Genomic DNA, 26819 nt, shown 5'->3' on the forward strand with positions numbered 1-26819 from the left:
ACCATGTGGACTTCTTCTCTCGTACTCGGATTGCTGCTGACCGCTTCGGCCAGCTCCCCTTTTGCCCCGGCCACCGTCTCGGGCTCCGCGACCATTCCCCTCGAGGAGCTGCTCCCGTTGTACGCGAAGCGCCCGGAGCAGGCCCCGCCCGCCCCGCCCACGGATGCGCTGGTGGTGAAGAGCCAGCTCGAGGGACGCCTCACCGCGGACGCCCTGCTGGTGGACGCGCACTTCGAGGTGGAGGTGCTCGCCAGCGAGCGCTGGACCCAGGTGCGGCTGCTGCGGCTCGACGCGGACACGTACCTGACGGCGCTCCCCACGTTGGACAAGGCCACCGTGGGCGCGCTGGAGGACCAGCTCACCCTGGTGACGCGCGAGCCCGGCCGCTACAGCTTCGACGTCAGCCTCGTGCTGCGGCCCACGGGCAGCGGCTCCGATCGCCAGGTGCAGCTGCGCTTCGGCTCCCACGTCACGCCGGTGCCGCTGCGGCTGAAGGCGGATGCCACGGCCTTCACCGTGACCGAGCCCGCCACCTCCTGGGGTGAGGACTCCGAGGTGTACCCGCGACAGGGGGTGCTGCGGCTCGGCTGGCGCACGGCGGTGGCGCCGAAGGTGGCCCGCCAGGTGGTGCGTCCGCCGCTGGAGCCGAGCATCCCCGAGGCCCACGCCTCCTGGGTGTCCACGCTGGAGGGCAAGGCCGCGGTGCGCGTGCGTTACGCGCTGCGGTTGGATCGCGAGCAGGAACTGGAGCTGGAGCTGCCCGAGGGCCACCGGCTCGAGCGGGTGCTGCTCGACTCGGTGCCGCTGGTGCCCGCCGAGAAGGACGGCAAGCTGAAGCTGAAGGTGGCTCCGGCGCGGTTCGGGGAGACGGAGGCCTCGCTGGAGGTGGTGCTGGCGAGGGACCTGGGCGTCTTCCACCTGTCCGGCCGGCTGAAGCTGGCGCTGCCCCGGGTGTCCTGGCCGGTGGCCACGGTGCGGGCCCGGGCGCACTTCCCGGCCGTCTTCAACTACCGGCGCGACGGCGGCAGCATGGAGCAGTACGAGGAGACGGAGGCGAGCAACGGACTGGAGACGCAGACGCCGCTGCCCGGCAAGGTGCTCCACTTCCGCCAGTACCTCGTGGCGGCCTCCGCGCCCACGCTGGAGCTGGGCTACTCGGTGGACATCTCCCAGAGCTACTTCCGGTGAGGTGCTGACTCAGCGCCGTGAGAAGCGCACGAGGAGGCCATCGCGCGGGAGCGGGATGGGGAAGGGAATGGGGCTCAGATCCTGGCCGGGGACGAGCTCCCACTGGTAGCCGCGCACCAGCAGGGCGGCGACCACGGCCATCTCCACCATGGCGAAGTGCTGCCCGACGCACACCCGCGGGCCACCGCCGAAGGGAATGTAGGTCCCCGGTGGCTTCTGCTCGTTGCGCTCGGGGCCCATGCGATCCGGATCGAACCGCTCGGGGGAGGTCCACGTGGCGCCGTGGTGCGTGCCGCGGATGCCCAGCGAGACCTGCCACCCCTTGGGGATGCGATAGCCACCGTAGGCCACGTCCTGCGTCGTCACCCGGAAGGCGCCCGCGACGGGCGGGATGAGGCGCATCACCTCCTGGATGACCTGGTGCAGGTAGGGCATGGCCCGGAGCGACTCCAGCGTCAGCGGCCCCTTCTCCGCCACCTGCTGCTGCTCCTGGCGGCACCGCTCCAGTACCTCCGGGTGCCGGCCCAGCAGCATCATCAGGTTGGAGGTGGCCGTCACCGTGGTGTCATGACCGGCGAAGAGCAGGAGCTGGAGCTCGTCGAGCACGGTCTCGCGAGGCAGCGGCCGGCCCTGCTCGTCCCGCGCCGAGAGCAGGGAGCCGAGGGTGTCGGGGGGCTGCTCGGCCAGCTTCTCGCGCTCGGCCACCAGCGGGGTGAGGTACGCGCGCATCTCCTTCTCGGCGGCGACTCCCCGGCCGAAGGTGGTGAAGGGGATGTCCAGCGACACGGCGGCGAAGAGCCCCGCCGCCCATCGCTTGAACAAGCGGCTCATGTAGGCCGCGTCCACCCGGCTCTCGCCCACCAGGAGAACGATGGCCACCTCGAACACGAGCGCGCGCACGGCGTCCACGGCCCTGAAGGGCTGCGGCGCCGAGAGCCACTGCTCGCAGTGCTGGTGGACGAGCGCCTCGATGCGCGGCACGAAGTGGCGCATGGCGGCGTAGGTGAAGTGGGGAGCGAGCAGGCGGCGGCGCTCCAGGTGGGCGCCGCCGTTGATCATGGCGACGGACTGCTGGCCCAGCAGCTTCCGGGCGCTCAGGTGCCAGCGGTTGCGCAGGTACTTGTTCTCCCCGGCGAAGATCCACCGGTTGGCCTCGGGGCCGAGCATGAAGACGATGGGATCTCCCAGCACATGGGAGCGGAAGACATCCCCGTGGAGGCGGCGGCGCTCCTCGAGGAACTTCCCACCGTCCCGCACGAAGGCGAGCGTCTCGCCCAGGAGGGGAAGCCCCGAGCTGCCAGGCGGCAACGGCAGGCGGGAGACATCCACGGAGGAGCCAGGCGAGTTCTCGGGAGAGGCCAGTGTTTCCATGGTCAGTCCGTATGCCATGGGCGCCGCGCTGTGTTAAAGTCCCGACGCTTCTGGAGCCCCGACATCCACCCACACACTCCCATGGGAGAGGCGGCTCCACAGGGGGGTAGACATGACCGAGACGTACGATGCCCTGGTCATTGGAACCGGCTTCGGTGGCGCGGTGGCGGCCTGCCGGCTGGCGCAGGCGGGCCTGTCCGTGCGTGTGCTGGAGCGTGGCCGGCGCTACCCCAAGGGGGGCTTCCCCCGGGACTGGGACAATCCGCTCAACGGCTGGCTGTGGAAGTACAACCAGGGCCTGCTCGACGTGAAGCTGCTGTCGGGCATGAGCGTGGTGCAGTCGGCCGGCTACGGGGGTGGCTCGCTCATCTACGCCAACGTGCACCTGCGCCCGCCCGAGGAGACCTTCGCCAACGGCTGGCCCGCGGGCTACGGCCGGGCGATGTTGGATCCGTACTACGACCTGGTCGCGTACATGCTGGACGTGCAGCCCATCACCACGTCCGCGCGGGGGCTGCCCACCAAGACGAAGCGCATGCGCGAGGTGGCGCGGAAGCTCGGGCGCGAGGCGCAGTTCTTCCACCCGGATCTGGCCGTGCGCTTCACCCCCGCCGGCGAGGCGCTGCCCAACAAGTTCGGCGTGCCGCAGGAGGGCTGCAACTACTGCGGCGAGTGCGACATCGGCTGCAACGTCCGGGCGAAGAACACGCTGGATCTCAACTACCTGGCCGTCGCCGAGCAGCGCGGCGCGCAGGTGACCACCCAGGCCGAGGCCATCAACATCGAGCCGCTCTCGCCGGGCTACCGCGTCACCTACAAGGATCACGCGGCGGACGGAGTGGAGCGCAAGGTGGACGCGCGGCGCGTCTTCCTGTGCGCGGGCGCGGTGAACACCACGGAGCTGCTGCTGCGCTGCCGGGACGACTCGGGCACGCTGCACGAGCTCAGTGACACGCTCGGCTACCGCTACTCGGCGAACGGGGATCTGCTCGCCTTCGCCTTCGACACGCGCGAGCCGTGGGATCCGGCGGTGGGCCCCACCATCACCACCAGCATCGTGGTGGACGAGGGCCAGGGTCCGGACAAGCGGTGGTTCCTCTTCCAGGAGGGCGGTCACCCGGCCCAGGTGGCGGCGGCCCTCCAGGTGCTCAACCCGGCCCAGAGCCTGGCGCGGATCCCCACGGACCTGATGCAGCGCGAGCTGGTGAAGGTGTTCCGCCAGCGTGCGAAGGAGATGTCCTCCATCGACGGCGAGCGCGGGCGCTTCCAGTCGGTGTTCCTGGCCATGGGCCGGGACAAGGCGAACGGGAAGCTGGCGCTGGTGCCCCTCACGCGCGAGCTGCAGGCGAAGTGGGACGTGCCCTCGAACCTGCCGCTGTACCGCACGCAGGAGCAGCTCTGTCAGGACATCGCGAAGGCGCTGGGCGCGCAGGTGGCCTACAACCCGCTGTGGGAGCGGCTCCACGTGCCGGTGTCCGTGCACAACCTCGGCGGCTGCGTCATGGCCGAGGACGAGGCCTACGGCGTCACCGACCCCAACGGGGAGGTGCACGGCTACCCCGGGCTGTACGTGCTGGACGGCGCCGCCCTGCCCTCCAGCACCGGCGTCAACCCCGCGTCCACCATCGCCGCCGTGGCCGAGCGCAACGTGGAGAAGGCCATCCGCGGCATCCTCGGCCACCCGGACTGGAAGGCGCCGGAGCGGGCCCTGGCGACGCCCCGCGAGGACCTGGTGGGCAAGGTGACCATCCCCGTGGGCGGCACGGTGGCCTCGACCCAGCCGGTGGTGGGCATGCGCTTCACCGAGCGGATGACGGGCTTCCACTCGCCGGGCCACACGCCCGCCGAGGACTACGCGGGCGCGGAGAAGGCGGGACAGAACGCGAACCGCGTGGCGGAGTTCACCGTCACCATCACCCTGGCCAACCTGGATCGCTTCCTGGCCGAGCCGGCCCACGGCGGCATCGCCCAGGGCGTGGTCCACGTCGCCGGCCTCACCCCGCCCGAGGGCGCCCGGGTGGAGAACGGCGTCTTCAACCTCTTCGTGGACACCGACAGCTTCTACGAGCGGCGGATGATCTACCTGCTGCCCTTCATCGGCCAGGACGGCCAGCCCTACCTGCTCGACGGGTACAAGGAAGTGAAGGACCAGGGCGACTTCGACGTGTGGGGGGCGACCGCTACGCTCTACACGGTGATCCGCCAGGGCAAGGACAAGAACGGGCCGGTGGTGTCCAGCGGCATCATCCGTCTGAACAAGAAGGACTTCGCCGAGCAACTCACCACCTTCGAGGTGCTCGGCACCACTTCGACGCAGGCGAAGGCGGACGCGTACTGGCGCTTCGGCTCGATGTTCCTGGGCACGCTGTGGGACGTGTTCGTCCGCCCGCGACTGGAAAAATAGGAGAGACACATGGCTGCGATGGCGAACCGGTATGACGTGGTGGTGGTGGGCTCCGGCTTTGGAGGCTCCATCTCCGCCTTGAGGCTGGCGCAGGCCGGCAAGTCGGTGGCGGTGCTCGAGCGCGGCCGGCGCTACACCCCCGGGCAGTTCCCCCGGGACGTGACGCGCACGAACGAGCTGCTCTGGCGCCACGCCTCCCGCGAGCAGGCCCAGGGTCTGTACGATCTGCGTTTCCTCTCCGGCATCGGCACGGCGGTGGCCAGCGGTGTGGGAGGTGGCTCGCTCGTCTACGCCAACATCCACGTGCGGCCGGACGCCGTCGTCTTCGAGGATCCGCGCTGGCCCAGGAGCTACACGCGCGCCGCGCTGGAGCCCTACTACGACAAGGTGGCCAGCGAGCTGAAGCTGACGCCGATGCCCGAGTCGATCAACCTGCGCAAGCGCAACGTGCTGCGCGCCGCCGCCCAGCGCATGGGCCGGGAGGTGTTCGATCCGCCCGAGGCCGTGGCGTGGACGGAGTCTCCCGGTCCGGGCCGCAAGCCGTGCCAGCTGTGCGCCGAGTGCGAGTTCGGCTGTCAGTACGGCGCCAAGCAGACGATGGATCAGACGTACCTGGCCCGGGCCGAGGCGCTCGGGGCCACGGTGTGGCCGCGCATGCAGGTGTCCCACGTGGAGCCGGCGCCGGGCGGCGGCTACCGGGTGCACTTCCAGGACCTGGCCACCGGGGAGAAGCGCTTCGTGGAGGGCGCCCGCGTGGTGCTCTCCGCCGGAACGCTGGGCACGGTGGAGATCCTCCTGCGCAGCCGCGACCAGACGCGCACCCTGCCCAGGCTCAGCGCGCGGCTGGGCCATGGCTACTCGGGCAACGGTGACTTCCTCGGCTCGGTGTTCAACAGCCGGGAGGACCTGGAGCCCTGGAAGGGCCCGGACGTCTCCACGGTGATGCGCTTCTTCGACGCCGAGCCCTCCTTCACCATGGCGGCCCCCACCTTCAACAAGCCCGTCATGGAGGTGCTGACGGGCCTGGGGCAGCCGAACATCGGCGCTCCCTTCCAGGGCCTCGGCGCGCCGCTGTGGCCCCTGCTGGGTCCGGCGCTCGACCTGGCCTTCCGCAAGGGGCTGCTCAGCAAGCCGGCCCGCACCTCGGCGGACCCGGCGCGGACGACGAACCTCTTCGGCATCGGACGGGACAACGCCAACGGGCGCATGCTGATGAAGGGCGGCAAGCTGGACATCGAATGGGACTTCGCCGGGGAGAACAAGGCGCTCATCGATCGGATGGGGAAGGCCATGCAGGAGCTGGCCTCCCAGTACGGCGGCACCTACGCGCCGCTCGTCACCTGGCAGCTCTTCAAGAAGGTGATCACCGTACACTCCCTGGGCGGGGCGCACCTGTCCGAGTCCCCCGAGCGCGGCGTGGTGTCCACCGAGGGCGAGGTGTTCAACTACCCCGGCCTCTACGTGGCGGACGGCTCGGTGATTCCCACCTCCATCGGCTTCCACCCGGTGATGACGATCAGCGCGGTGTCCGAGCGCATCGCCGAGGCCGCGGCGCGCGGCTTCTGACAACCCGGGCGGCCCGCGCGGGGCCGCCCCCCGTGAACGAGGAGGACTCCATGAGGCTCATGGACACGCTACCGGCCGCCGAGCGGCACGAGGTGATCGCGGGAGACGGCGTCCCGCTGCGGCTCACCCGCTACCCGGGCGGCACGAAGGGCCCGGTGTTGCTGGTGCACGGGGCCGGGGTGTGGAGCGGCATGTTCAAGCTGCCCACCATCTCGGAGAACTTCGTGCAGTACCTGGTGCGCCACGGCTACGACACGTGGCTGCTGGACTGGCGCGCCAGCACGCAGCTGCCGCTGCGTCAGTTCTCCCTGGACGAGGCCGCCGAGTACGACATGCCCGCCGCCGTGCGCAAGGTGCGCGAGGTGACGAAGGCGGACAGCGTGCAGGCGGTGGTGCACTGCGCCGGCTCGGTGACGTTCTTCATGTCGCTGGCGGCGGGGTACCTGCCGGACGTGCGCGGCGTGGTGGCCTCGCAGGTGGCGCTGCACCACCGCGTGCCGCGCTCCACGCTGCTCAAGTCCCGCATGCGGCTGCCGGACATCCTGGACGTGGCCGTCAACTACATGTCCCCGGGCGAGGGCACGCAGAACCCGAGGCTCCAGGCCGCCTTCGGCAAGATGGTGGACCTGGTGTACCGGGAGTGCGACAGCACGGTGTGCCACCGGCTCTCCTTCCTGTACGGGCGGCTGTACCGGCACGCGCGGCTCAACACGCAGACGCACGAGCGGCTGCACGAGCAGTTCGGCCGCTGCAACATGCAGACGTTCCGCCACCTGGCGCAGATGGCCCGGGCGGGACACGCGGTGCGCTACGACTACGGCAAGGAGGAGAACCTCCGGCGCTACGGCACCGTGAAGCCGCCCGACTACCTGGACCCCAAGCACCTCGAGCTCCCCATCACCTTCGTGGTGGGCGATCACAACCAGACGTACCTGCCCGCCTCCTCGGAGCAGACGTACGAGTGGTTGCGGGAGGCTCACGGCGCCGCGCTCTACGAGCGCAAGGTGCTCCCGGGGTACGGGCACCTGGACACCTTCATGGGCAGCACCGCCTCGCGCGACACCTACCCGGTGATCCTCCAGGCGCTGGACGCCCGGGCCTGACTCACCCGGGGACTCAACCGGTGAGGGTGATGCGGCGGCGGCCCAGCACCCCGCCGTCCATCTCCACCACGTCCCCGGCCTTCAGGATGCGCGGGTTGGAGGCGTGGGTGCGCAGCGCGGCGGACAGCCTCGTGGTGGAACCCGGCAGCAGCGCCGCCAGCTTGCGCTTCCACGCGGGCACCGTGAAGGCCACACCCGAGGGCGTCCCGGTGAGCACGGCGTCGCCCTTCTCCAGCAGCCCCGAGGGCACCGCGCGCGCCGCCAGCCGCAGCAGCTCGCGCGGCGAGGCGATGAGCTCCATCGTCCGGCCCCGCTGCCGCACCTCCCCATTCACCGTGAGGGTGAGCGTCACGTCGAGGCACACGTCGGCCCGGGGCGCGTCCGGCACCCACAGGACGGGCCCGGGCACGAGGAAGCCCGGGAAGCTCTTGGCGGCGCCCCAGAAGGCCATCCGGTCCGGCCGGCCCTCGCCGAGCACCTGCACCGTGCGCGCCGTCACGTCATTGGCGAGGAAGTAGCCCACCGGCGGCGCGAAGTCCGGGCGCTCCAGCGCGTCCGCGCGCACGTCCTCCAGCAGCACCAGGCCCAGCTCCACCTCGTAGTCCAGCAGGGGCGGCAGCTCCGGGAAGCGCGAGGCCACCCGCGAGGACAGCGCCGCGTCCAGCTTCGCCACCGCCGCCAGCATCGCGTCGCGCGAGGGGCTCGTCACCGCGTCCCCCTGCCCCAACAGCGACGCGGCGTCCTTGGCGAAGACGGCCGGGCCGCCCGCGTCGCTGCCCGTCTCGTTGATGTGGGCCGCGTAGGTGAGGCCGAGCGCGTGCACCCGCTTCGGCGACAGCACCAGCGGCTGCGTACGCCCGGGGGTCCGGTCCGGATCCAACGCGGTCATCGAGGCCGGGACGGCGCGCGTCACGTGCCCTCCGCCGCCTTGAGGGGCGCCTCCGGGTCCGGCAGCACGGTGTCGTCCCACCCGACGTAGCGCACGCCGGGGATCCGCTCGTGCCCGTGGAACTCCAGGGCGCCCACGGCGGAGGTGAGCTTCCTCCCGTCCGGCTTCCAGGCCGCGTACGGGTGGGAGCGCGTGAAGAACTCCAGCTCGCAGTTGGCCACGTCGCTCTGGGCCACGTGCACGTCCCAGCCCTGCGGATCCCTGTACGCGTAGCCCACCAGCGTCCGCGGATCGCACCAGGCGCGCCCCTTCACGGACACGGTGGCCGAGGTCGCCTGGAAGAGCAGCTCGCCGTGGCGCGGCGTCTCCATCTTCGTGAACAGCAGGCCGGGCACCTCGTGGAAGGCGTGCTTCTCCTTCGAGGTGCGCAGGTAGATGGGCGTGAGGCGCGGGCCCCGATCACGCCGTTGGCGGACGGTGAGGGCCTCCAGGCGGGCCTCCGGATCCTCGCGGAAGGTCGGGCAGTACAGCCACGTCAGCTCCTCGATGCGCCGGTGCCCCCACAGGTGCTTCTGCATCCCCGGAGCCCCGCGCACCTCGAACTGCTTGCCATCCACCGTGACGGTGCCGCTGAAGGTGATCTCGTCGTGCGCGTGGTTGACGTGCGTGACCAGCGGCAGCATCCCCACGCCCCGCGGCGTCCGCCGGACGGCCTCGCCGGACTCGGGGGTGTAGCGCAGATCCCACGCGATGGAATGCCCGCCCGAGGCGACACGGCCATGGCACTTGCCCGGCGCCAGCTCCGCGTCCCCGATGCGGATGCCGAAACGGCCCGGCGTCCCTGGATCGAAGGCGGAGATGGGATGGATGGCCTTCACCGCCACCGCGGGCGCGTCGGGCGACGCGCAGTCGAAGGCCGCGGCCCACAGCGTGGCCCGGGGCTCACCTGGAGCGCCCGGAGCCGGGGTGAAGAGCGTGTACCGCAACCACCAGGCGCGCTCGCCACCCGGGTCGAGCACACACAGGAACCAGATCTCGAAGAACCCCGCCTGCTTCTTCCAGCGTGGCAGGTTGGCTTGCTCGCTCGTCGGCATACCGGCACCCCCCTATAACCTGAACCCTCGCAGAGGCGGCGTGGCCCGGCAAGAACCGGTCGCGTCACGCGGCGTCAGGGCTTTGTTTCCGTCCAGGTGATGCGGAAGGTTACGCCCTCATCGTCAAAGTGGCGCAGCACCGCCCGCATGTTCAGATCGCCCGCGCCGCGCGCCGAGCCCTGGACGATTCCATGCTTGAAGTGGCGCAGCAGACCGCGCTCGTTCAACCACAGGTCCACCTCGGTGGGCCCCAGATCCGTGATGAGGGCCTCCTGGTAGTTGTTGCCCGCGCGGAAGTTCTGCCGCACGCGCGACAGTCTGCGCTTGGGATTCATCAGCCGCAGCACGCCGAAGATGGCGCGGCCCAGCATCGTCTCGCTGTACCCCTCGATGTGCCGCTCGCCGAGCAGCCGGAAGCCCTCGGCTTCCGACTTCTCCGGGTGCAACGTCTTCGCCGCCAGGCCCACGCACCGCTCCCACACCTCGACCGGGTAGGCCGGCAACAGCCGCTTGTCCAGGTCCAGCCCCGCCTGCTTCAACTGCTGCCGGAGGTTGGGCGAGATCTTCGGGCCGATTCCCCGGACGAAAAGCCCCTCGACGGTCTGATCGAAAACGAGTCTCTCGTTCTTCAACATGGCGTTACTTCCTTGCTGTGCCCAGACCCATGGGTCAGGCCCCCTTGGCACGCAGGCACCCCACTTATGGCGTCGTGACCGCAGCCTACCATGGGACTACCTCGCGCGGGGTGGGTCTAGCCCGAGGCAGGGCCCGTCCACAAGCGGGGAGCCGCCTCCACCACCGCGAAGGCCGCCCCCCGTTGCTGTTGTAGCTCCGGTGGCAACAACTCCAGGCTGGCCCCGAAGGCCCGCAGCATGGACTGGGCGATCGTCAGGCCGAGCCCCGTGCCTCCCCGCTCGCGGGCCGTGGTGAAGAAGGCGTCGAAGACGCGGGCCCGGTTGGACTCGGAGATGCCCCTGCCATCGTCGCGCACCACCACCCGGGCCCTCCCCTCCCCGGCCACGTCCGCCTCCAGCCGCACGTGCACCCCCTCGCCCCCATGCTGGGCGGCGTTGGTGATGAGCTGCCAGACGATGTCCTCCAGCACCTCGGCGGGCAGGCCCAGGACGAGCCCCGCGGGCACCGCCCCCACCTCCACGGCCAGCCCCCGCGCCCGGCCCCGCTCGGCCAGCGCCGCCAGCAGCGGGCCCACCTCCGTCCGCGCGGGCCGGGCCACCAGCGAGTCCGCCCGGGCCAGCTCCAGCAGCCGCTGCACCAGCCGGGTGAGCCGCCGGGCATCCGCGTCGATGTTGGCGAGGAAGCGCTCGCGCTGCTCGGGGGACATGGCGCCGGCGCTGTCGCGCAGCAGCTCCACCGCGCCCTGGATGGAGGCCAGCGGCGTCTTGAACTCGTGCGACACGTTGGCCGCGAAGGAGCGGATGTACTGGTTGCGATCCCTCAGCGCCGTGGCCATGCCGGCCAGGGACTCGGAGAGCTCGGCGAGCTCCTCCACCACCGGGCGCGCCACCGGCTCGAAGCCCTCGGGCGCGCTGGCGGCGATGGCGCGCGTCTGCCGCACCAGGGCCCTCACCGGGCGGACCACCAGCGCCGCCGCGGCCAGTGACATCAACGCCACCACGCCCAGCAGCACCAGCCCGGTGGCCGTGAGGTTCCACCGGTCCGCGTAGAGGGCCTTGGCGAACGTCATGGGCGTGCGGGAGAGCAGCACCGCGCCCCACACCCGCTCGCCCTCGAGCACCGGCAGCACCACCGTGACGCGCACCCCGGTGTCGCGGCTCAGCGAGGCGAGCGGTGCGTCCTCGGGATCGGCGAGGCGCCGGCGCAGGACGCTGCGAGGCTCGCCGCGCAGGGCACGCTGGACCTCCTGCCGGGCCACCAACGTGGTCCCCAGCCCCATGGAGCTGCTGGCCACCACCACGCCCTGGGCATCCATCACGCGGATGCCCGCCAGGGTGGAGCGCCGCACCTGGGCGAGCAGCGGAGAGAGCTGCTTGCCGGCCTCGCGGGCACGAGGCTCCGCGGGGATGGCGGAGACGGGGGGATCCTCCATCGCGGGCAACGCCTCGTCCGAGGCCCGGAGCGAGGGAAGGATGGGCCGCAGCTCCGAGTCCGAGGGCGACGCGAAGGGCCAGGACGCGAGCCGGGTCACGCCATAGTCCTCCGTCCCGACCTTCTCGCGCAGCAGCTCGCCGTAGAGCGAGGCGACCACGACGCCCTGGGCGATGAGCTCGGACTCCGTCTGGCGGATGAGCTGGTTGTCGTAGACGCGGACGAACGCCAGGCCGAGCAGCGCGATGATCAGCGCTCCCAGCCCCACCGCGGCGAAGACCATCCACAGGCGCGGGCGGGCGCGCTGGCGGTCAGGGGATCGCGAGCCGGTAGCCAAGGCCATGCACCGTCTGGATGACTTCGCCTCCCGCCGAGGCGAACTTCTGCCGGATGTGCCGCACGTGACTGTCGATGGTGCGATCACTCACCACCACGTCCTCGTAGACGCGCGTCATCAATTCGTCGCGGGTGAAGGCCTTGCCGGGTGCGCGCAGGAGCGCGGTGAGCAGGTGGAACTCGGTGACGGTGAGCACCACCTCCTGACCGTTCCAGTACGCGCGCCACAGGTCCAGGTCCATCCGCAGGGGCCCGCGCAGCAGCACCTGGGCGGGCGAGGGAGCGGGCGCGGAGGGCGCGGGGCTCGCGGTGGCACGGGCCCGCCGCAGCACGGCCTTGACGCGCGCCACCAGCTCGCGCGGGCTGAAGGGCTTGGCGATGTAGTCATCTCCGCCCAGCTCCAGTCCGAGGATCCGGTCCACCTCGTCATCGCGCGAGGAGAGGAACACGATGGGGACCTCGTGGGCGCGGCGGACCTCGCGGCACATCTCCAGCCCATCCATCTCGGGCATCATGATGTCCAGGACGATGAGCGCGGGCACGGAGCGGCGCACCTGCTCCAGGCCGGCACGTCCGTTGGAGGACTGCTCGACGTGGAAGCCCGCCTGCGAGAGGGCGAAGCCCACCACCTCGCGCAGGTGCGGATCATCATCGACCACCAGGATGGAAGGACGTTCGGTCACGGCGTCCCGGACGCTAGGCCACCCCCTCCGTTCCCGGCAACAGTCTGATTAGATGCGCGCGAAGCCTCCGGTATGGCGTGCCGATGATCGGCGCCCCTCCGGAGCATGGGGGCACCGATGTCGATGAACCACGAGCCGGTGAGGAACGAGTACCTGGATCAGGTCCGCGAGCAGCAGCAGCGCCTCGAGGTGGACCTGAAGGCACGCAAGGCCGTGATGCCCATGGCCCAGGCTCAGATGGCGCCGAGAGCCGCCCGGAACTTCGTCGCGCCCCCTCGCGAGATTCCAGGCAACGCCGTGGACGTGCGCATCACCGGCTTCTGGAGGTGGAAGACGGTCGTGGTTCCGCCCAACGCCTATGTCGTGCACACCCGCCGGGGCCATGCCCAGCCGCTGCACATCGGCCTGGGCGTGTCCTTCCGCTTCAACCCGGCGACGGACTCGTTCCTCGTCGTACCGGGGGCCATGCAGACCATCCTCATCAACGCGCACTGCATCTGCCGCGAGCTGCAGGGGCTGCTGGTGCAGGGCTACGTGCAGTGGATCATCGAGGACTTCGCCACCGCGTACAAGAAGCTCGACTTCACGGACGCCGAGGACCCGATGCGGGTGGTGAACGTGCAGCTGCGCGAGCAGGCCGAGGCCGCCATCAAGGACAAGGTGGCCACCATGAGCATCGACGCGGTGCTCTCGGACAAGCAGCCGATCATCGAGGAGCTCACGGCGCGCCTGCGCCATGTGGCCGAGGGCGGCGGCGGCGGCGACAAGGGCCTGGGGCTGCGCATCGTCACGGTGCAGATCAAGGAGGCGGTGGTGAGCTCGGGGAGGCTCTGGGAGAGCCTGCAGAAGCCCTTCCGGGCCGAGCGCGAGCGCGTGGCGCGGCTGGCGACGCTGGAAACGGAGGAGGCCATCAACCACCGGGAGCTGGAGGTGGAGCAGCAGCGCGAGCGGACACGGCTGGAGACCGACGGAGAGCTGGCGATCCTTCGTGCGCGCAAGGAGGCGGAGGCGTACGACCGCGATCAGGCCGAGCGGCTGCGGCGCCAGCAGCGCGAGGAGGAGGACGCCCGGAAGCTGGCCGTCGAGCGGCAGCAATCCGCGCTCCAGACGGCCGAGTTGGAGAAGGCGCGCCTGGTGGTGGAGGCGGAGCTGACGAAGCAGAAGCAGGAGGCCGAGGCCGCCCAGCGCAAGCGCGAGGCCCTGGCGGCCATCGAGCTGCTGGACACGCAGCGGGCGGCGGCCAACCGGCAGAAGCGGGTGGAGCTGGAGCTGCTGGAACAGCGCCAGCGCATCCTCAACGGTCTCAGCTCGGCCAACCTCCAGGCGAGGATGGTGGAGCTGCTGCCGTCCATCGCCGAGAAGATGCCTCGGCCCCAGGAGCTGCGCTCCGTCACCATCGGCGGAGGCGCGGGCGCCCAGGAGGGCCAGGCACTCACCACGCTGGTGGCGCAGATGATGGCGCTGGTGGGGGCGATGCGGCCCGAGGGCGAACCAGCCACCCCCGAGCAAACAGCCACCGCGTCCATTTCCCCTCGCCCTCCGGGAGAGGGACGGGGTGAGGGTATCGGGTGAACCCGGGTTGAATCCCTGGCAGGCGTTACCGTGTCGCGTGCGCGAACACCTGCCGGGAGAGGTCCGCGATGAGCGAGCGGGCCACCTTCTCGTCCGGGATGCCGCTGGTGAGCACCACGAGGACGTAGGGAGGCTTGCCGGACGGATAGACGGTGGCGGCGTCGTGGAGGACGCCGGAGATCTGCCCCGTCTTGTGCGCCACGGGCGTGCCCGGCGGCAGGCCCGCGGGGATCTCCAGGTTCAGCTCCTGGGCCAGGAGGATGGTGCGCATGGCCTGCGTGGAGGCAGGTGACGCCGCCCTCCCCTGCTCGATGGCGGTCATCAGGGTGGCGAGGTCCCGCGCCGTCGCGGTGTTGTTGAGGCCCTTCTGGAACGCCTTCCCATCCTCCACGCCGCGCAGCACGGTCATCTGGCGGGCCCCGAGCGAGCGCAGCGTCTTGGTGACGCGCCTGGCGTCCACCAGGGCGATGACGGTGTTGGTGGCCAGGTTGCTCGAGCGGGTGATCATCCGCTCGACGAGCTCACGCGCCGGCACCGGCTTGCCGAGCCGCTCATAGAGGGACGCATCCTCGTCGTCCTTGGAGTCCAGGGCATACGGCGAACCGTCCACGATGGAGGCGAACTGGTTGGAGAGGGTCAACTCCTGGCCCACGGACAGCTTGCCGGCATCCACCTGGCGGAAGAACTCGATCATCACCGGCACCTTCATGGTGCTGGCCGCATGGAAGGAGCGATCGGCCTCCAGGAAGAGCGAGTCCCTGGGATTGCCGAGGTGCTGGTAGGCGACGGCCACGGTGGCCCCCTTCACCTGGGCGATGCGCGCCTGGAGGGAGGCGCGGAGGGTGTCGGTACCAGAGGGCGTCGCGGCGAGGAGGACGAGGAGCGCGGTGGAGAGCATGGGTGCAGGGGGAGAATATTTGCCAGAGAAGTATCTGCCCCTTGCGCTACAGCCAACCAACACGCGCTTCCCCGCCGCGTGCCGCTCCGACTCGTCCCGCGGACTTCAGGGGAGACAGGGGCGCTCCGGCCGTCAAAGGCCTATCACCGACACCGGCGTGCTGCGGTTGGTGGTCGTCCCATCCCCCAGCTGGCCGTAGGCATTGTGGCCGCAGGTCTTGAGGGTGCCGTCCCCCGCCATCGCCAGGAGGTGGCCGGCCACCTCGATGAGCGCGATGCCCGTGAGGCCCGGCACCAGGTAGGGGGCCAGCCGGTTGGTGGTCGTCCCGTCACACACCTGACCAAAGGCGTTGTAGCCCCAGGTCCGCACGGTGCCATCGCTCTTCAGTGCCGCCGAGTGATTGAACGCCGCGATGCGGGTGATGCCGCTGAGGCCCGGCACCGTCACCGGCGTCAACCGGTGGGTGGTGGTTCCGTCTCCGATGGCACCGTAGCCGTTGTAGCCCCAGGCCCGCACGGTGCCGTCACTCATCACCGCCATCGAGTGGTCGCTCCCCGCGGTGGCCTGGGTGACCCCCACGAGGCCCGGGACCGTCACCGGCGTCAGGCGGTTGGTGGTGGTTCCATCCCCGATCTGGCCGAAGTTGTTGGCGCCCCAGGTCCGCACGGTGCCGTCCGTCTTCAGCGCCACCGCGTGGTAGAAGCCCCCGGAGAGGGTGCTCACCCCGGTGAGGCCCGACACCTTCACCGGCGTCAGGCGGTTGGTGGTGGTTCCGTCCCCCAACTGGCCCGAGCTGTTCAGGCCCCAGGCCCACACGGTGCCGTCGTTCTGCAACGCCAGGGAGAAATAGAGGCCCGCGGAGATGGCGGTGATGCCGGAGAGGCCCGGCACCCTCACGGGCGTCAGACGGTTGGTGGTGGTGCCGTCCCCCAGCTGGCCCGAGCCGTTCAAGCCCCAGGTCCACACGGTGCCGTCCGTCTTCAGCGCCATCGAGTGCCCACCATTGGCCGAGAGCGCCATGACGCCGCTCAGGCCCGACACCGACACCGGCGTCGAGCGATGGGTGGTGGTGCCATCTCCCACCGCGCCGTTGGTGTTGTAACCCCAGCCCTTGACGGTGCCGTCGCTCTTGAGCGCCAGGGAGTGCGAGCCGCCTCCGGCGACGGCTCGACAGGTCTGCGTCACCGATTGGGTGAGGACCTTCGACGTGGCGTAGCAGGTGGTGCGGTTGCCCGCGCTGTCGATGACCATGGGCCAGGCCTTCACCTGGAAGGTCTGCGTCCCACAGCCCATCTCCCCGCTGAAGTACCAGGTGCCCGAGCTCCCCACCCGCTCCTCCACGGCCTGCAGCACCCCTCCCAGCGTGTACTCCAGCCGCACCGCGTTGGCCCCGGTGGACACCCCGAAGGAGCCGCTCCCCGCCACCACGAACTCGTAGGAGCTGATCCCGGAGATCGTCAGGGTGGAGACGCTCAGCCCCGCGCACAGCTCCGACTCCCGGGTGCCCAGGGGCTCCTCCGGGAGCGCCCCCATCTCCTCTGGATTGCCACAGGCCACCACCAGCCCCACACACAACAAGAACCATGAGCGGAAACGGATGGCCGGTCGCGACACGGGGACTCCTCTTCGAAAATCCATGCACGGAGGGCGGAAAACAACACCCACAGTGTATTCCTGATTTAAAAAGAGAACAAGTTGCTCCGGGAGATGCGGCACAGGCGGAGTTGCTCCCCGTTGGGGCACCGGCGTTCTGCTGACGCCTTGCATCGGTGCTCGCCCTCGCCGAGCATCGGTTCGTGCCTCCACGCCCCTCCGAATCGAGCGCGGACACGGGTTCTCCACCGCCTCGCGTCCTGGCAGACGTCTTCGCACGCTCGCGCGTCCATGATGGGGCGCTCGTGCTTGGCGCCGCGCTGTTCACCGCGTTGCTCGCGCAGGTGGCCATCGCGGTGCCGGGCTCCCCGGTGCCCATCACGGGCCAGACGCTCGCGGTCGTCCTCACGGCCGCCGCGCTCGGTCCCATGCGAGGCATGGCCGGACAGCTCGCCTACGTCCTGCTCGGGGCGGTGGGACTGCCATTCTATTCCAAGGGAGCCAGCGGCTGGGCACAGGTGCTCGGGCCGACCGGCGGCTACCTGGTGGGCTTCATCCCAGCCGCTTTCCTCATGGGCCTCGCGGCGCGGCGCGGCTTGGACAGGGTGGCGTGGAAGGCCGTCCCACTCTTCCTCGCGGGCCAGCTCGTCATCCTGGCCATCGGCGTGCCTTGGCTCTGCGTGGCGGCCCCGCTCGACCTCGCCACGGCCCTGCACAAGGGCTTTTTGCCCTTCCTCCCCGGTGGGTTGCTCAAGGCAACCCTTGCCGGCCTGTGGATGCCTCTCGCCTGGGGGCTCATACGACGAAGTCGCTCCAAGTGAGTGAAGACCCTCACACCTGGGTGCCGCGCTCGATCCGCTGCCGCTGAATGGCGGCTTCACCGCTTCAGTCTCCAAGCACCGTCGCGACGGCCCGGTACTCCGGCCGCAGGATCCGCTCGGCCTCCGTGCCGGCCACGACCACCGGGAGCATCGCGCCCTCCAGCCCCGCCTCGGCCGAGAGCTTCACCGCGATGGGCGCCATCACCTTCGCCTCGATGAGCCGCTTCAAGGGCCGGGCGCCCAGCTTCGGGTCGTACCCGTGACGGGCCAGCCAGGCCCGCGCGTCCGGCTCCACCACCAGCCGCAGTCTGCGCCGCAACAGCCCCGCCCGGGAGGCCGCCTTCTCCAGCTCCAGGTCGACGATCCGCAGCACATCCGCCTCCGACAGCCGGCGGAACGGAATGACGTGATCGATGCGGTTGAACAGCTCCGGCCGGAAGGTCTGCCGGATGGCGCGCATGAAGTCCTCCGAGCCGCGCTCGGCCCCGAAGCCCGTGGGCTCCGACTGCTCGACGCCGAGGTTGCTCGTCATGCACACCACCGTCATCCGGAAGTCCACCAGCCTCCCGAGGCTGTCCGTCAGCCTCCCCTCCCCCAGGATGCCGAGCAGCAGATCGAACACCTCGGGGTGCGCCTTCTCGATCTCATCGAAGAGCACGAGCGACATCGGCTGTTGCCGCACCCGCTCGGCGAGGCTGGTGATTCCCGGGCCCACCTCCATCAACCGCTGGGCCGAGCCGGGCTGCATGTACTCGGACATGTCGAGCCGGATCATCCGGTCCTCGTTGCCGAAGAGCGTGCGCGCGAGCTGCTTGGACAGCTCCGTCTTCCCCACGCCCGTGGGCCCGGCGAAGAGCAGCGTGCCCACCGGCTTCTCCGGATCGTTGAGCCCCGCCTTGAAGCGCGCCAGCACGCCCGCCGCCAGCTCGCAGGCGCGATCCTGCCCGATGACCCCCTGCCGCAACTGTCCCGCCAGCGAGGCCTGCTCTGCGGGCACCTCGTCACTGATGAGCTGGAGCGGCAGCCCCGTGTAGCGCGCGTAGGCCTCGGAGACATCGCGCGGATAGAGCGTCCGGGCCTTGCCCGGCTCGCCCTGCTGCTCCAGCCAGTCGAGGAAGCGGAAGGCCTTGCCCGGAAACAGGCTGTCGCGCTGGAACGTCTCCAGGTGCCCGACGAGCTGTCTCAACCCCAGGGCATGGATGCTCACCCGGCTGCGCTTCGCCGCCTGGTAGCGCAGCATCAGCTCCGGCACCTGCGAGGCCGGCGGAGGCTCGATGCGGATGATGCGGAAGGGCCGCAGCGACTCCGGGAAGCGCCGCTGGCAGCGCTCCAGCTCGGCCTCGGTGCACTCGGCGATCAGGGAGATCTCCCCGCTCATCGCCGCGGGCAGCAGCAGATCTCCAATGGACGAGCCGTCCGGCTGGGGCGCGAGGATCGACGTGAGCCGGTCCACGTAGAGGTAGTCGTTCTCGTTCGAGAGCGCGTCGACGATCTTCAGGCAGCGCTCCTGCCACATGCCCAGGTACACCATGCCGGCGACGATGCGCTCGGCGCTGGTGCGCCAGATCCTCGGCAGGCTCACCTTCTTGTCCTCACGCCGCTGCTCGGCGATCAGCCGCGCGAGCTTCAGCACCTGGCTCGTCTTGCCGGAGCCCGGGCCCCCCACGAGCAGCAGGGACTGCGGTGGCTGGCGCTGCGCGTGGGCGAGCCAGGAGCGCATCGACTCGGCGTCGTACACCAGTGCCGGCTGCCTGCCTCCCAGGGCGCGCGAGGTCAGCTCCTCGCTGATCTGCTCGAGGACTTCAGGAGGCCGCTCCTCGCCCGGGCCGCGCCGGTTGTCCCGCAGCAGCCAGCCGAGGTCCCAGCTGCTCACGTACTCCGCGCCCTCGTGGCGGAAGTCGTACAGCCCCTTGGGCTTCTCCCCGAGCAGCACGGTGGTGAGCGCGTTCTGCAACACCTCGCGCGCGATGGAGAGCTCCTCGAGCACGAACGACCAGCCGAAGCGCGGCACCCGCACGCGCCAGGCACCGCTCTCCAGCTTCCCGTAGACGTACGTCAGCTTGAGCGGGATCAGCGCCTTGGCGATCACCGGCCGCTTCTTGTGCACGGTCTGCGGGTGGATCTCCACGGTGATGGTCCGCGCCTCCAGGCTCTCCTCCCAGAGGAACCGACCGAGCCCGGCTGGGTTCTCGAGCATCATCAACCGGATGCGCGTCTCGAGCAGCGCGTAGATCTCCGCCTCGCTGTTGCCGTAGGCCGAGGGCGGAGGATCATCGAAGAAGCTGTCCCAGACCGGCAGGAGCTGCCCGGTGAGCCGGCCATCGTGGTGGGTGGTGAAGTAGACGCGAAGGCTCTTGTCGCTCATGGGGTCACCCGCTCGCTCATCCGCAGCCGCCACAGGGCCGGCAGGGCCTCGGCGGGATTCCTCACCCGATGGCTGCCGCTGTGGGTCAGCAGGTAGTCATCCAGCTCCAGCACCGACACCGCTCCCGGACGTGCGGGCGGCTCGAAGCGGTAGGCGCGCACGACGGGAGCCGCCGCCTCCGGATCCTCCGGGAGCGGGCTCACGCCCTCCTGGCGTGCCTTGTGGAAGGCCTGGAGCTTCACGGCATGCAGCGCGAGCAGCTCCGCGGGCGATGGCGCATTCGCCTCGTGAACGCGGACCTTGACGATCTCCGGGAGCCGGCCCGAGGACTGCCACACGTGCAGCCCGGCCTCGCCCTCGAAGAAGGGCCGCACGCCCGGGCCCACCAGCTTGATCGCGGCATGCACGGGCTCCTGCATGGACAGGTGCAGGAACTCCCGGAGCTGCCGGGGCCCACCGGACACCAGGGCCCCACCGGGCAGGTGCGCGGCGAAGGACTCGATCTCCCCACGCGAGTGCGCATAGGCCGAGCAGAGCCACCGGGCGAGCAGCGACCCGGAGGACGCGCCCTGACGCCACTGGCCGAGCGGGAGCAGCTCCAACATGACCACGTGCTGATCCGGGCTGGAAATCCCCCGGAGGATGCGTTGCAGGAAGTAGACCTCCGACAGCGCATCGAGCATCTGCTCGCGGGAGACGGCCTTCACCGGCTCGAACGCGCGCCGGGCGAAGAGCCGGATGCGTGTCCCCTGGGACCAGCGATCGGCGCCAATCCGCTCCACGCCGAAACGCTCGGCCTCGATCATCTCCCGCTCCGTCTCCTCGGGAGCGCGGGCGAGAGACTCGAGTTGCGCCGCGAAGGCCTCCAGGTACATCCGCATCGCATCGAGCGTGAAGAGCGACTCGGCGTGATCGTGCTCGCCCGCCCGCAGACGCTCCAGGTGGAAGCGGACCTGCTCGGACAGGGCACCGAGCGCCTCGCTCTCGCGCAGCTCCTGCACCACCTCACGCAGCTCGAGCATCTTCTCGCGCAGCCGTGCGATGGGGAGCGACAGGAGTGGCTCCAGCGCGAAGCCCTGGGCCAGCGGCTCCCGGGGAATGAGCGCATCGGCCTGCGCCTCGAAGCGGCCCTCCCGGGTGTAGAGCTGGAACAGCCGCATGAGCGCCTGGGGTCCCCGGATGATGGCATCGGAGAGGACCTGCCCGACCTTCTCCTCCAGGTAGCGCTTCAGCGGCCGCGCGCCCAGGTGGGGATCGAAGGCCTCCTCGACGATGCGCCGCTTCACCGCCTCGTCGGCGGCCACGAAGATGTTGCGGGACACGAGCCCGTGCCGCGACAACAGTCGCGCCAGCTCCTTCTCCACCACCTTCTCGCCCACGTCCCGCGAGAGCGGCGAGAAGTGCACGATGCGATCGATGCGGTTGAAGAGCTCGGGCGGGAAGAACTCGCGCACGGCCCGGTCCGCATCCAGCTCCAGGGCGCGCGCGTCCGGCGCACCGAGCCCCACCGCCGGCTTGCGCCGCGCCCCGAGGTTGCTCGTCATCACGATGACGGTATGGGTGAAATCCGCCGTCTCGCCCGAGGCATCCGTCAACCGGCCCTCGTCGAACGTCTGCAGCAGCAGGTTGAGCAGCGAGGGATGTGCCTTCTCGATCTCATCGAGCAGCACGAGCGAGAAGGGCTGCTCGCGGATGAGGCGCGTCAACCGGCCCTCGGGCTGCCAGGCGTCGCCCGTGAGCCGCGCGACGGCATCCGGCGTCTGGAACTCGCCCATGTCGAGCCGCACCAGCCGCGACGCATCGCCATACAGGTAGCCGGCCAGCGCGCGGGCGAGCTCCGTCTTTCCCGTGCCCGTGGGGCCGGTGAACAGATAGACGCCGTAGGGCCGCCGGGGATCCGTGAGTCCGGCATGGATGCGCGCGACGAGATCGCACGCCACGCGCACCGCCTCCGGCTGTCCCATCACCTTGCGCGACAGGGCCTCGTGGACCTCCTCGGGCACCAGCCGCTCCTGGGGGCGCAGGAGGAAGTCCGGCAGGCCCGTCCTGCGCGACAGGTGCGCGAAGAGCTCGCCGACGCCGAGCTCCCGGCCCGGGGCTCCCTGGTCCGTGGCCAGCTCGCGCAGCAGATCGAGCGCCTTGCCCGGAAGCGCGGACCCGGAGAAGAGCGTCCCCGCCTGCTCCAGCAGCACCGGGAAGAGCGGAGGGGACCAGGCGATGTGGTGCTTGGACTCCAGCTCGCGCGCCTCGTGCAGCAGCATGCGCAGTGTCTCGTCGGTGCGGGTGGAGCGCACGTGCACCTGGGTGAAGAGCGCGGCGAAGGACGGGGCGTCCGTCTCCAGCCGCTGGAGCTGCTCGGGCGTCACCGTGCCGGCGAGCGTGAGCTCTCCACGTGCCAGGGCTCCCTGGAAGAAGAGCGCGAGATTGGTGTCACTCTCCCGCGAGCGGCCGATGCGGCCGAAGGCATGCAGGTCCTCGATGAAGAGGATGCGCCGCCCTCCCCTCGTGTCCTCGAGCACCTTGAGGCAGCGCTGCTCCCAGTCGCCCACGTAGCTCATGCCGGCGATGATCCGCTTGCCGGCGATCGACCAGACCTCGGTCACCTTGTCCAGGTTGCGGTGGGTCTGGAAACCATCGGCCTCGAGCTGCTCGGCCACGAAGCGCTTGAGCAGGGTCCGCTTGCCGCAGCCGGGAGGACCCACGAGCAGCACCGGCGTGCGCCGCTCGCCTCCGAGCAGGAGCTGGAGTTGCTCCCGGTAGGGGCCGCGCGGCATGCCGGTATCGAGCGTGCCCTCCGCGGCCTGGAGGGTGAGGTTCGTCCCCAGCTTGTGCAGCACCTGGGTGCCGCCACCGGACTTCTTCTGCTTCTTCTTGCCGCCGGCCCGTTCCCGCCGGTCCTCGGCCTCCAGGTCGTCCCAGGGCCCCTTCTTCTTGCCGAGCTCGTCGAGCAGCGACTTCGGCTGGGCCATGAACGCGAGCGCCTTGAGGGTGTCCTTGCGGTTGGAGCGCAGGTCATCGTGCTCGTACGGCTCCAGCTGGGCCCAGGCACGGGTGAAGAAGACCTTCGCCTGCTCCTCGAGACTGGCGCCGGTATCGACCGGGAACCACTCGTGCTGGCGCGCGGGGTGGTAGGCGATGGTCATGAGCTCGTCGCGCGTGCGCCAGCGCGGCTCGAGGATGAGCGGGAAGAGACCGGACAGCCGCGGCGTCTCGGTTCCGGTGCGCACGCGCTTGAAATCCAGCTCGAGCTGTACCCGCTCCAGGCGGATGCCTCGGGGGAGCTGGAAGTACGACAGCTCCCGGACGGGCAGCTCGCCGATGATGCTCCGGAGATCCTCCACGAGCTTCTGCTGGAGCTTGACGGTGCTCCGTCCCTCTCGGCTGCGGGTATGGGGGCCGAGCGCGAGCGTGGTCCACCGGTAGCCACTGGAGGCATCGCGGCTCTGGTACACGCCAAGAGTGAGGTTCATCGCGAGGCCCCCCGGATCACGTCGAGCGCGAAGGAGAATCCACTCTCGGCATCGAAGTTCCCGGAGCTTTCGAGCAGCAGGATGTGTTCGAGCAGGATCCGTTCGAGCGCCTGGAAGTGCTCCCAGGAATCCAGCTGAAGCTTGCGTGCGCCATCGCACAGCAGGAGCTCGCCGCCGGGAACGTACTCACGGATGGCTGGCATCAACCGCAGCTCCCGGAGATCCTTGCCGGCCCGTTGTGCCGGAGGGGCGATGGCGGGCAGCTCGAGCTCCTTCTGGAACAGCTGGGTGGACATGGCAACGGGCCTGACCTCGACCTGGACCAGCTCGTCCTTCTCGGTGGGGGGATAACGATGAACCCCGGCCTCGAGCGCCAGGAAGGCCCCCGCGTTCGTGCCGTTGACCAGGAGCAGTACCTCCCGGAAGGCCCGCGAGGGCGCGGCCAGCTCCTTCCGAAGCTGCTCCGCACCCAGCAGCTTGTCATCCCACTTGCGCTTGCGCTCGCTGCTCTTGTGGGTGACCGAGACGCGGCCCTCGACCGTCCAGCCGCGCCGGGGCGCATCCTCGATCAGCGGCAGGATCCAGCGCTCGAGGCCGCGTGTCTCCCCCGCCTCCTGGAGGATGAGCGTGATCTGATCCCTCCGGGGCTGGAGCGCGAGCAGCACGGACGGCATCAGCTGGCGGATGGCCTTCATCTGCGCGTGGGCCTCGTCCACGAAGGGGGCGGCATCCTGCTGCTCGAAGAGCGCCATCAGCGCCAGCTCCTCGGCGGCCAGGAGCGATGCGCGCAACCGCCGGGCCTCGCTCCAGAGCGCCTCGAGCCGGCTGTGCTCGTACTGGAGTTGTCCCAGCGAGGACGCCTCGGGCCCTCGCATCTTCTTCTGATCTCCCTGGGCGAGCTGGGCCACCAGGAAGTGGATCCGCTCCCCCACGTTCTCCACGGCATCCATCCGGAAGAGCCTGTCGATGACCCGCCGCTGCTCCTGCAGGTCGCGCACGAGCTCGAGCTGGTTGCGCGCCGTCTTCGGGCTGCCCTTGGTCAGCTCCACGGCAATGCCCCCGGGACGGGAGGCGATCACCACACGGCCGCCCTGGGCCTCGGGCCCGGCCTCGGAGAGCATGCGGGCGATGGGGACGACGAGCTGCTGGTCCAGGTGCCTGCGCATGGCCCGGGCGCCATAGGCCTCCTGGTAGCCGGAGGTGGCGAGCGCGGTGGTGATCTCCGGAGGCACCTCGAGCGAGACCCCGCGCTGCATCAACCCGCGCCGCTGCCGCAGCTTGTCCACGCCGAGCCGGGCCACCTCCGCCGCCTGCTCGGGGGTGAGCGGGTGGAAGGGAATGAGCTGGTCGATGCGGTTGACGAACTCGGGGCGGAAGTGACGGTGCACCTCGCGCAGGTAGTACGAGGCGTCATCCACCGAGGTAGCGCCGATGCCCAGCGGGGAGCGGCGGTGCGCCACGCCGAGGTTGCTCGTCATGATGATGATGGCGTTGTGGAACCACGCCGTCTGCCCCCGGGCATCGGTGAGCCGCCCTTCCCCGCACACCTGCAGGAGCAGATCGAAGACGGCCGGGTGGGCCTTCTCGATCTCGTCGAGCAGGAGCACGCAGAAGGGCTGCTGGCGGACGCGGCGCGTGAGCAGCCCCTCGCCCTGGGTGTTGCCCCGGATGAGCCGTTCGGCGGCCCAGCCGTCCATGAACTCGCTCATGTCGAAGCGGAACATCCGCTCCGGCGAGCCGAAGAGGAACGTGGCGAGCAGCCGCGCGAGCTCGGTCTTCCCGACGCCGGTGGGGCCCACGAAGAGGAAGGTGGCCAGCGGCTTGCCCTGGGGCTGGAGGCCCGCCTTCACCATGCACAGCGTCTCCACGACGCGGCGCACCGCCGTCTCCTGGCCCACGAGCTGGCGGCGGAAGTGCGCCTCGACCTCCCCGGCGAGCAGCGCGCGGTCCTCGCGCAACAGGAACTCGGGGACGCCCGTCTTGAGGCTGAAGAGCGAGTACACGCGCTCGCGGGTGAGCAGGGGCACCTCGCCCGTGCCCGTGCGCTCCTGTTGCAGTCCCGCGCGCATCTCCTCGTACAACCGGATCGCCTTGCCGGGCAGCGCGCGGCTCGGCAGGTAGCGCTCGGCCAGGTCCACGAGCGGATCCACCGCGTCGTCGGCCAGCGAGTACCGCGAGGGCTCGGCCTTGCGTTGCCAGACCGTCCGGCTCCGGAGCGCCTCACGGGTCTGCCGCGTCCCCAGGGGCTCCAGGCGCACGCGGCCGAGCACCGCGAAGAGGCCCGGGTGCCGGTTCTCGAGCAGATCCAACGACTCGGGGGTGAGCTCTCCGAGGAACCGCACCCGGCCCTCCTCCAGGAAGGGCTTCATCGCGCCGGGGATGTCCACGTGCTCCGAGGACTGCTGCGCGAGCAGCTCCCCGAGGTTCTCGAAGTACAGGACGGCGTCGAGCTCCTGTGCCGCACGCATGACCCGCAGCACGCGCTCCTGCCACTGGCCGAAGCCGGACATGCCGGCGATCAACCGCGAGCCGCTCGTGGCGTACACGCGCCGCTCGCGGCCGGCCTTGCGCTCGGCGCGGAGCCACGCGAGGAGCAGCTCCGTCTTGCCCACGAGCTCCGGGCCCACGAGCAGCACGCCCTGCCGCTTCTCGCCGCCGAGCAGGCCGGACAGCAGCGCGAGCTCGGTGTCCCGGGCGATGAGGGGCGGTCCGTGCCGGGCCTCGTCGCGATCATGCAGCACCGTGGAGACGGAGAGGAGCACCTGGTGCGCCTGCTCCCGCTTGAGCTTCTCCTCCAGCTTCTTCTTCGCCTGCCGGGCCTTGTCGCTCGCGTCCTGACGCCGGAGCGCGAGCTGGACGGTCTCGAGCGTCACGAACTTCGGAGGCAGCAGCCGCAGGTACTCATGGGCGGCCGGCTCGCGCGCGGCGAGCAACCGCTCCACGTCCGCGCGCACCGTCTCGCGCACGTCCTGGTTCCTGCCCACGTAGACCGTGTGATCGATCGCCGGCACGAAGACCCACGTCTCCTCCGCGAGCGGCACGACGATGGTGGCCAGCTCGACGGTGACGGGCTTGACGAGCTTCTTGGGGAGATCGGCGCGGGGGGCGAGGATCTCCAGCATCTCGAGCCGCACCTGCTCGGGGAAGGAGAAGCGGGCCAGCTCCTCGGGCTCCACCCTGGACAGGTGCTCCTCGAGGAACAGGCGCTGCTCGCCCAGACAGGCCTCGAGCGTGGGCGCGTGGCTCGTCAGGGTGGGCGCGGCCACGGGGAACACCTGGTGGTCCCCGTTCCACAGCTGCTGGCAGACGAGCGGCGTGGAGAACTCGAGCGTCCCGGGGACGGCATTGGAAGAAGCCATGGGCCCGCCATCCTATCCTGATGAGGTACGCTGGCGGCAG

At 70.3% G+C, this 26819-nt stretch carries 17 protein-coding genes; 6 read left to right on the plus strand and 11 right to left on the minus strand.

Annotation, left to right across the window (positions count from 1 at the left end):
- The first annotated feature begins 3 nt into the window (after positions 1-3).
- On the plus strand, positions 4-1188 hold the full coding sequence (locus VFZ09_RS03660; protein WP_329726058.1) for a hypothetical protein: 1185 nt from the start codon (positions 4-6) through the stop codon (positions 1186-1188).
- A gap of 9 nt (positions 1189-1197) precedes the next feature.
- Here the strand turns inward: VFZ09_RS03660 and VFZ09_RS03665 are convergent, their stop codons facing one another.
- The gene (locus VFZ09_RS03665) at positions 1198-2559 is read right to left on the minus strand and encodes a cytochrome P450 (protein WP_329726059.1); all 1362 of its coding nucleotides are present in this window, start codon (positions 2557-2559) and stop codon (positions 1198-1200) included.
- A 112-nt stretch (positions 2560-2671) separates the two neighbouring features.
- Between VFZ09_RS03665 and VFZ09_RS03670 the strand changes: the two genes are divergently transcribed.
- The 3 genes from VFZ09_RS03670 to VFZ09_RS03680 are packed head-to-tail and all read left to right on the plus strand — an operon-like array spanning position 2672 to position 7632.
- Positions 2672-4963 (plus strand): GMC family oxidoreductase, encoded by a 2292-nt coding sequence (locus tag VFZ09_RS03670; RefSeq protein ID WP_329726060.1) that lies wholly within the window; start codon positions 2672-2674, stop codon positions 4961-4963.
- 9 nt (positions 4964-4972) lie between these two features.
- Positions 4973-6529, plus strand: a complete 1557-nt coding sequence (locus VFZ09_RS03675; RefSeq protein ID WP_329726061.1) for a GMC family oxidoreductase N-terminal domain-containing protein — start codon at positions 4973-4975, stop codon at positions 6527-6529.
- A gap of 50 nt (positions 6530-6579) precedes the next feature.
- Entirely contained in the window at positions 6580-7632 is a 1053-nt protein-coding gene (locus tag VFZ09_RS03680) for an alpha/beta hydrolase (protein WP_329726062.1), read from the plus strand.
- A 13-nt stretch (positions 7633-7645) separates the two neighbouring features.
- On the opposite strand, the gene VFZ09_RS03685 is transcribed toward VFZ09_RS03680, so the two are convergent.
- The 5 genes from VFZ09_RS03685 to VFZ09_RS03705 all read right to left on the minus strand — a co-directional run bounded on the left by VFZ09_RS03685 (position 7646) and on the right by VFZ09_RS03705 (position 12701).
- On the minus strand, positions 7646-8545 hold the full coding sequence (locus VFZ09_RS03685; protein WP_329726063.1) for a fumarylacetoacetate hydrolase family protein: 900 nt from the start codon (positions 8543-8545) through the stop codon (positions 7646-7648).
- Positions 8542-9615 carry a hypothetical protein gene (locus tag VFZ09_RS03690; RefSeq protein ID WP_329726064.1) on the minus strand — a complete coding sequence of 358 codons (1074 nt, stop codon included), beginning with the start codon at positions 9613-9615 and terminating at the stop codon, positions 8542-8544. The genes VFZ09_RS03685 and VFZ09_RS03690 overlap by 4 nt, the downstream gene beginning before the upstream one ends.
- 74 nt (positions 9616-9689) lie before the next feature.
- Entirely contained in the window at positions 9690-10250 is a 561-nt protein-coding gene (locus VFZ09_RS03695) for a DUF2378 family protein (protein ID WP_329726065.1), read from the minus strand.
- A 116-nt stretch (positions 10251-10366) separates the two neighbouring features.
- A complete protein-coding gene (locus VFZ09_RS03700) occupies positions 10367-12025 on the minus strand; it encodes a sensor histidine kinase (protein ID WP_329726066.1) in 1659 nt (552 codons plus the stop codon).
- Positions 11994-12701: a response regulator transcription factor gene (locus VFZ09_RS03705; RefSeq protein ID WP_329726067.1), complete on the minus strand. Its 708-nt coding sequence runs from the start codon at positions 12699-12701 to the stop codon at positions 11994-11996. Before VFZ09_RS03705 ends, VFZ09_RS03700 begins: the two co-directional genes overlap by 32 nt.
- A gap of 117 nt (positions 12702-12818) precedes the next feature.
- Here VFZ09_RS03705 and VFZ09_RS03710 point away from each other — a divergent pair, with 117 nt between their 5' ends.
- A complete protein-coding gene (locus tag VFZ09_RS03710; protein ID WP_329726068.1) occupies positions 12819-14273 on the plus strand; it encodes an SPFH domain-containing protein in 1455 nt (484 codons plus the stop codon).
- Between the two features lie 25 nt (positions 14274-14298).
- Here the strand turns inward: VFZ09_RS03710 and VFZ09_RS03715 are convergent, their stop codons facing one another.
- Both VFZ09_RS03715 and VFZ09_RS03720 read right to left on the minus strand, forming a co-directional pair.
- Positions 14299-15171 carry a serine hydrolase gene (locus VFZ09_RS03715; RefSeq protein ID WP_329726069.1) on the minus strand — a complete coding sequence of 291 codons (873 nt, stop codon included), beginning with the start codon at positions 15169-15171 and terminating at the stop codon, positions 14299-14301.
- Positions 15172-15303: 132 nt separating this feature from the next.
- Complete coding sequence (locus VFZ09_RS03720) at positions 15304-16785, minus strand: hypothetical protein (protein WP_329726070.1); 1482 nt, start codon at positions 16783-16785, stop codon at positions 15304-15306.
- A gap of 284 nt (positions 16786-17069) precedes the next feature.
- On the opposite strand from VFZ09_RS03720, the gene VFZ09_RS03725 reads away from it, so the two are divergent.
- Complete coding sequence (locus tag VFZ09_RS03725) at positions 17070-17585, plus strand: biotin transporter BioY (RefSeq protein WP_329726071.1); 516 nt, start codon at positions 17070-17072, stop codon at positions 17583-17585.
- Between the two features lie 64 nt (positions 17586-17649).
- On the opposite strand, the gene VFZ09_RS03730 is transcribed toward VFZ09_RS03725, so the two are convergent.
- The 3 genes from VFZ09_RS03730 to VFZ09_RS03740 are packed head-to-tail and all read right to left on the minus strand — an operon-like array spanning position 17650 to position 26779.
- A complete protein-coding gene (locus VFZ09_RS03730; protein WP_329726072.1) occupies positions 17650-19950 on the minus strand; it encodes an AAA family ATPase in 2301 nt (766 codons plus the stop codon).
- Positions 19947-23420, minus strand: a complete 3474-nt coding sequence (locus VFZ09_RS03735) for an AAA family ATPase (protein WP_329726073.1) — start codon at positions 23418-23420, stop codon at positions 19947-19949. Before VFZ09_RS03735 ends, VFZ09_RS03730 begins: the two co-directional genes overlap by 4 nt.
- The gene (locus VFZ09_RS03740; RefSeq protein ID WP_329726074.1) at positions 23417-26779 is read right to left on the minus strand and encodes an AAA family ATPase; all 3363 of its coding nucleotides are present in this window, start codon (positions 26777-26779) and stop codon (positions 23417-23419) included. The genes VFZ09_RS03735 and VFZ09_RS03740 overlap by 4 nt, the downstream gene beginning before the upstream one ends.
- Positions 26780-26819: the final 40 nt, after the last annotated feature.

Source organism: Archangium sp., assembly GCF_036277355.1.
Classification (GTDB): Bacteria; Myxococcota; Myxococcia; order Myxococcales; family Myxococcaceae; genus Archangium.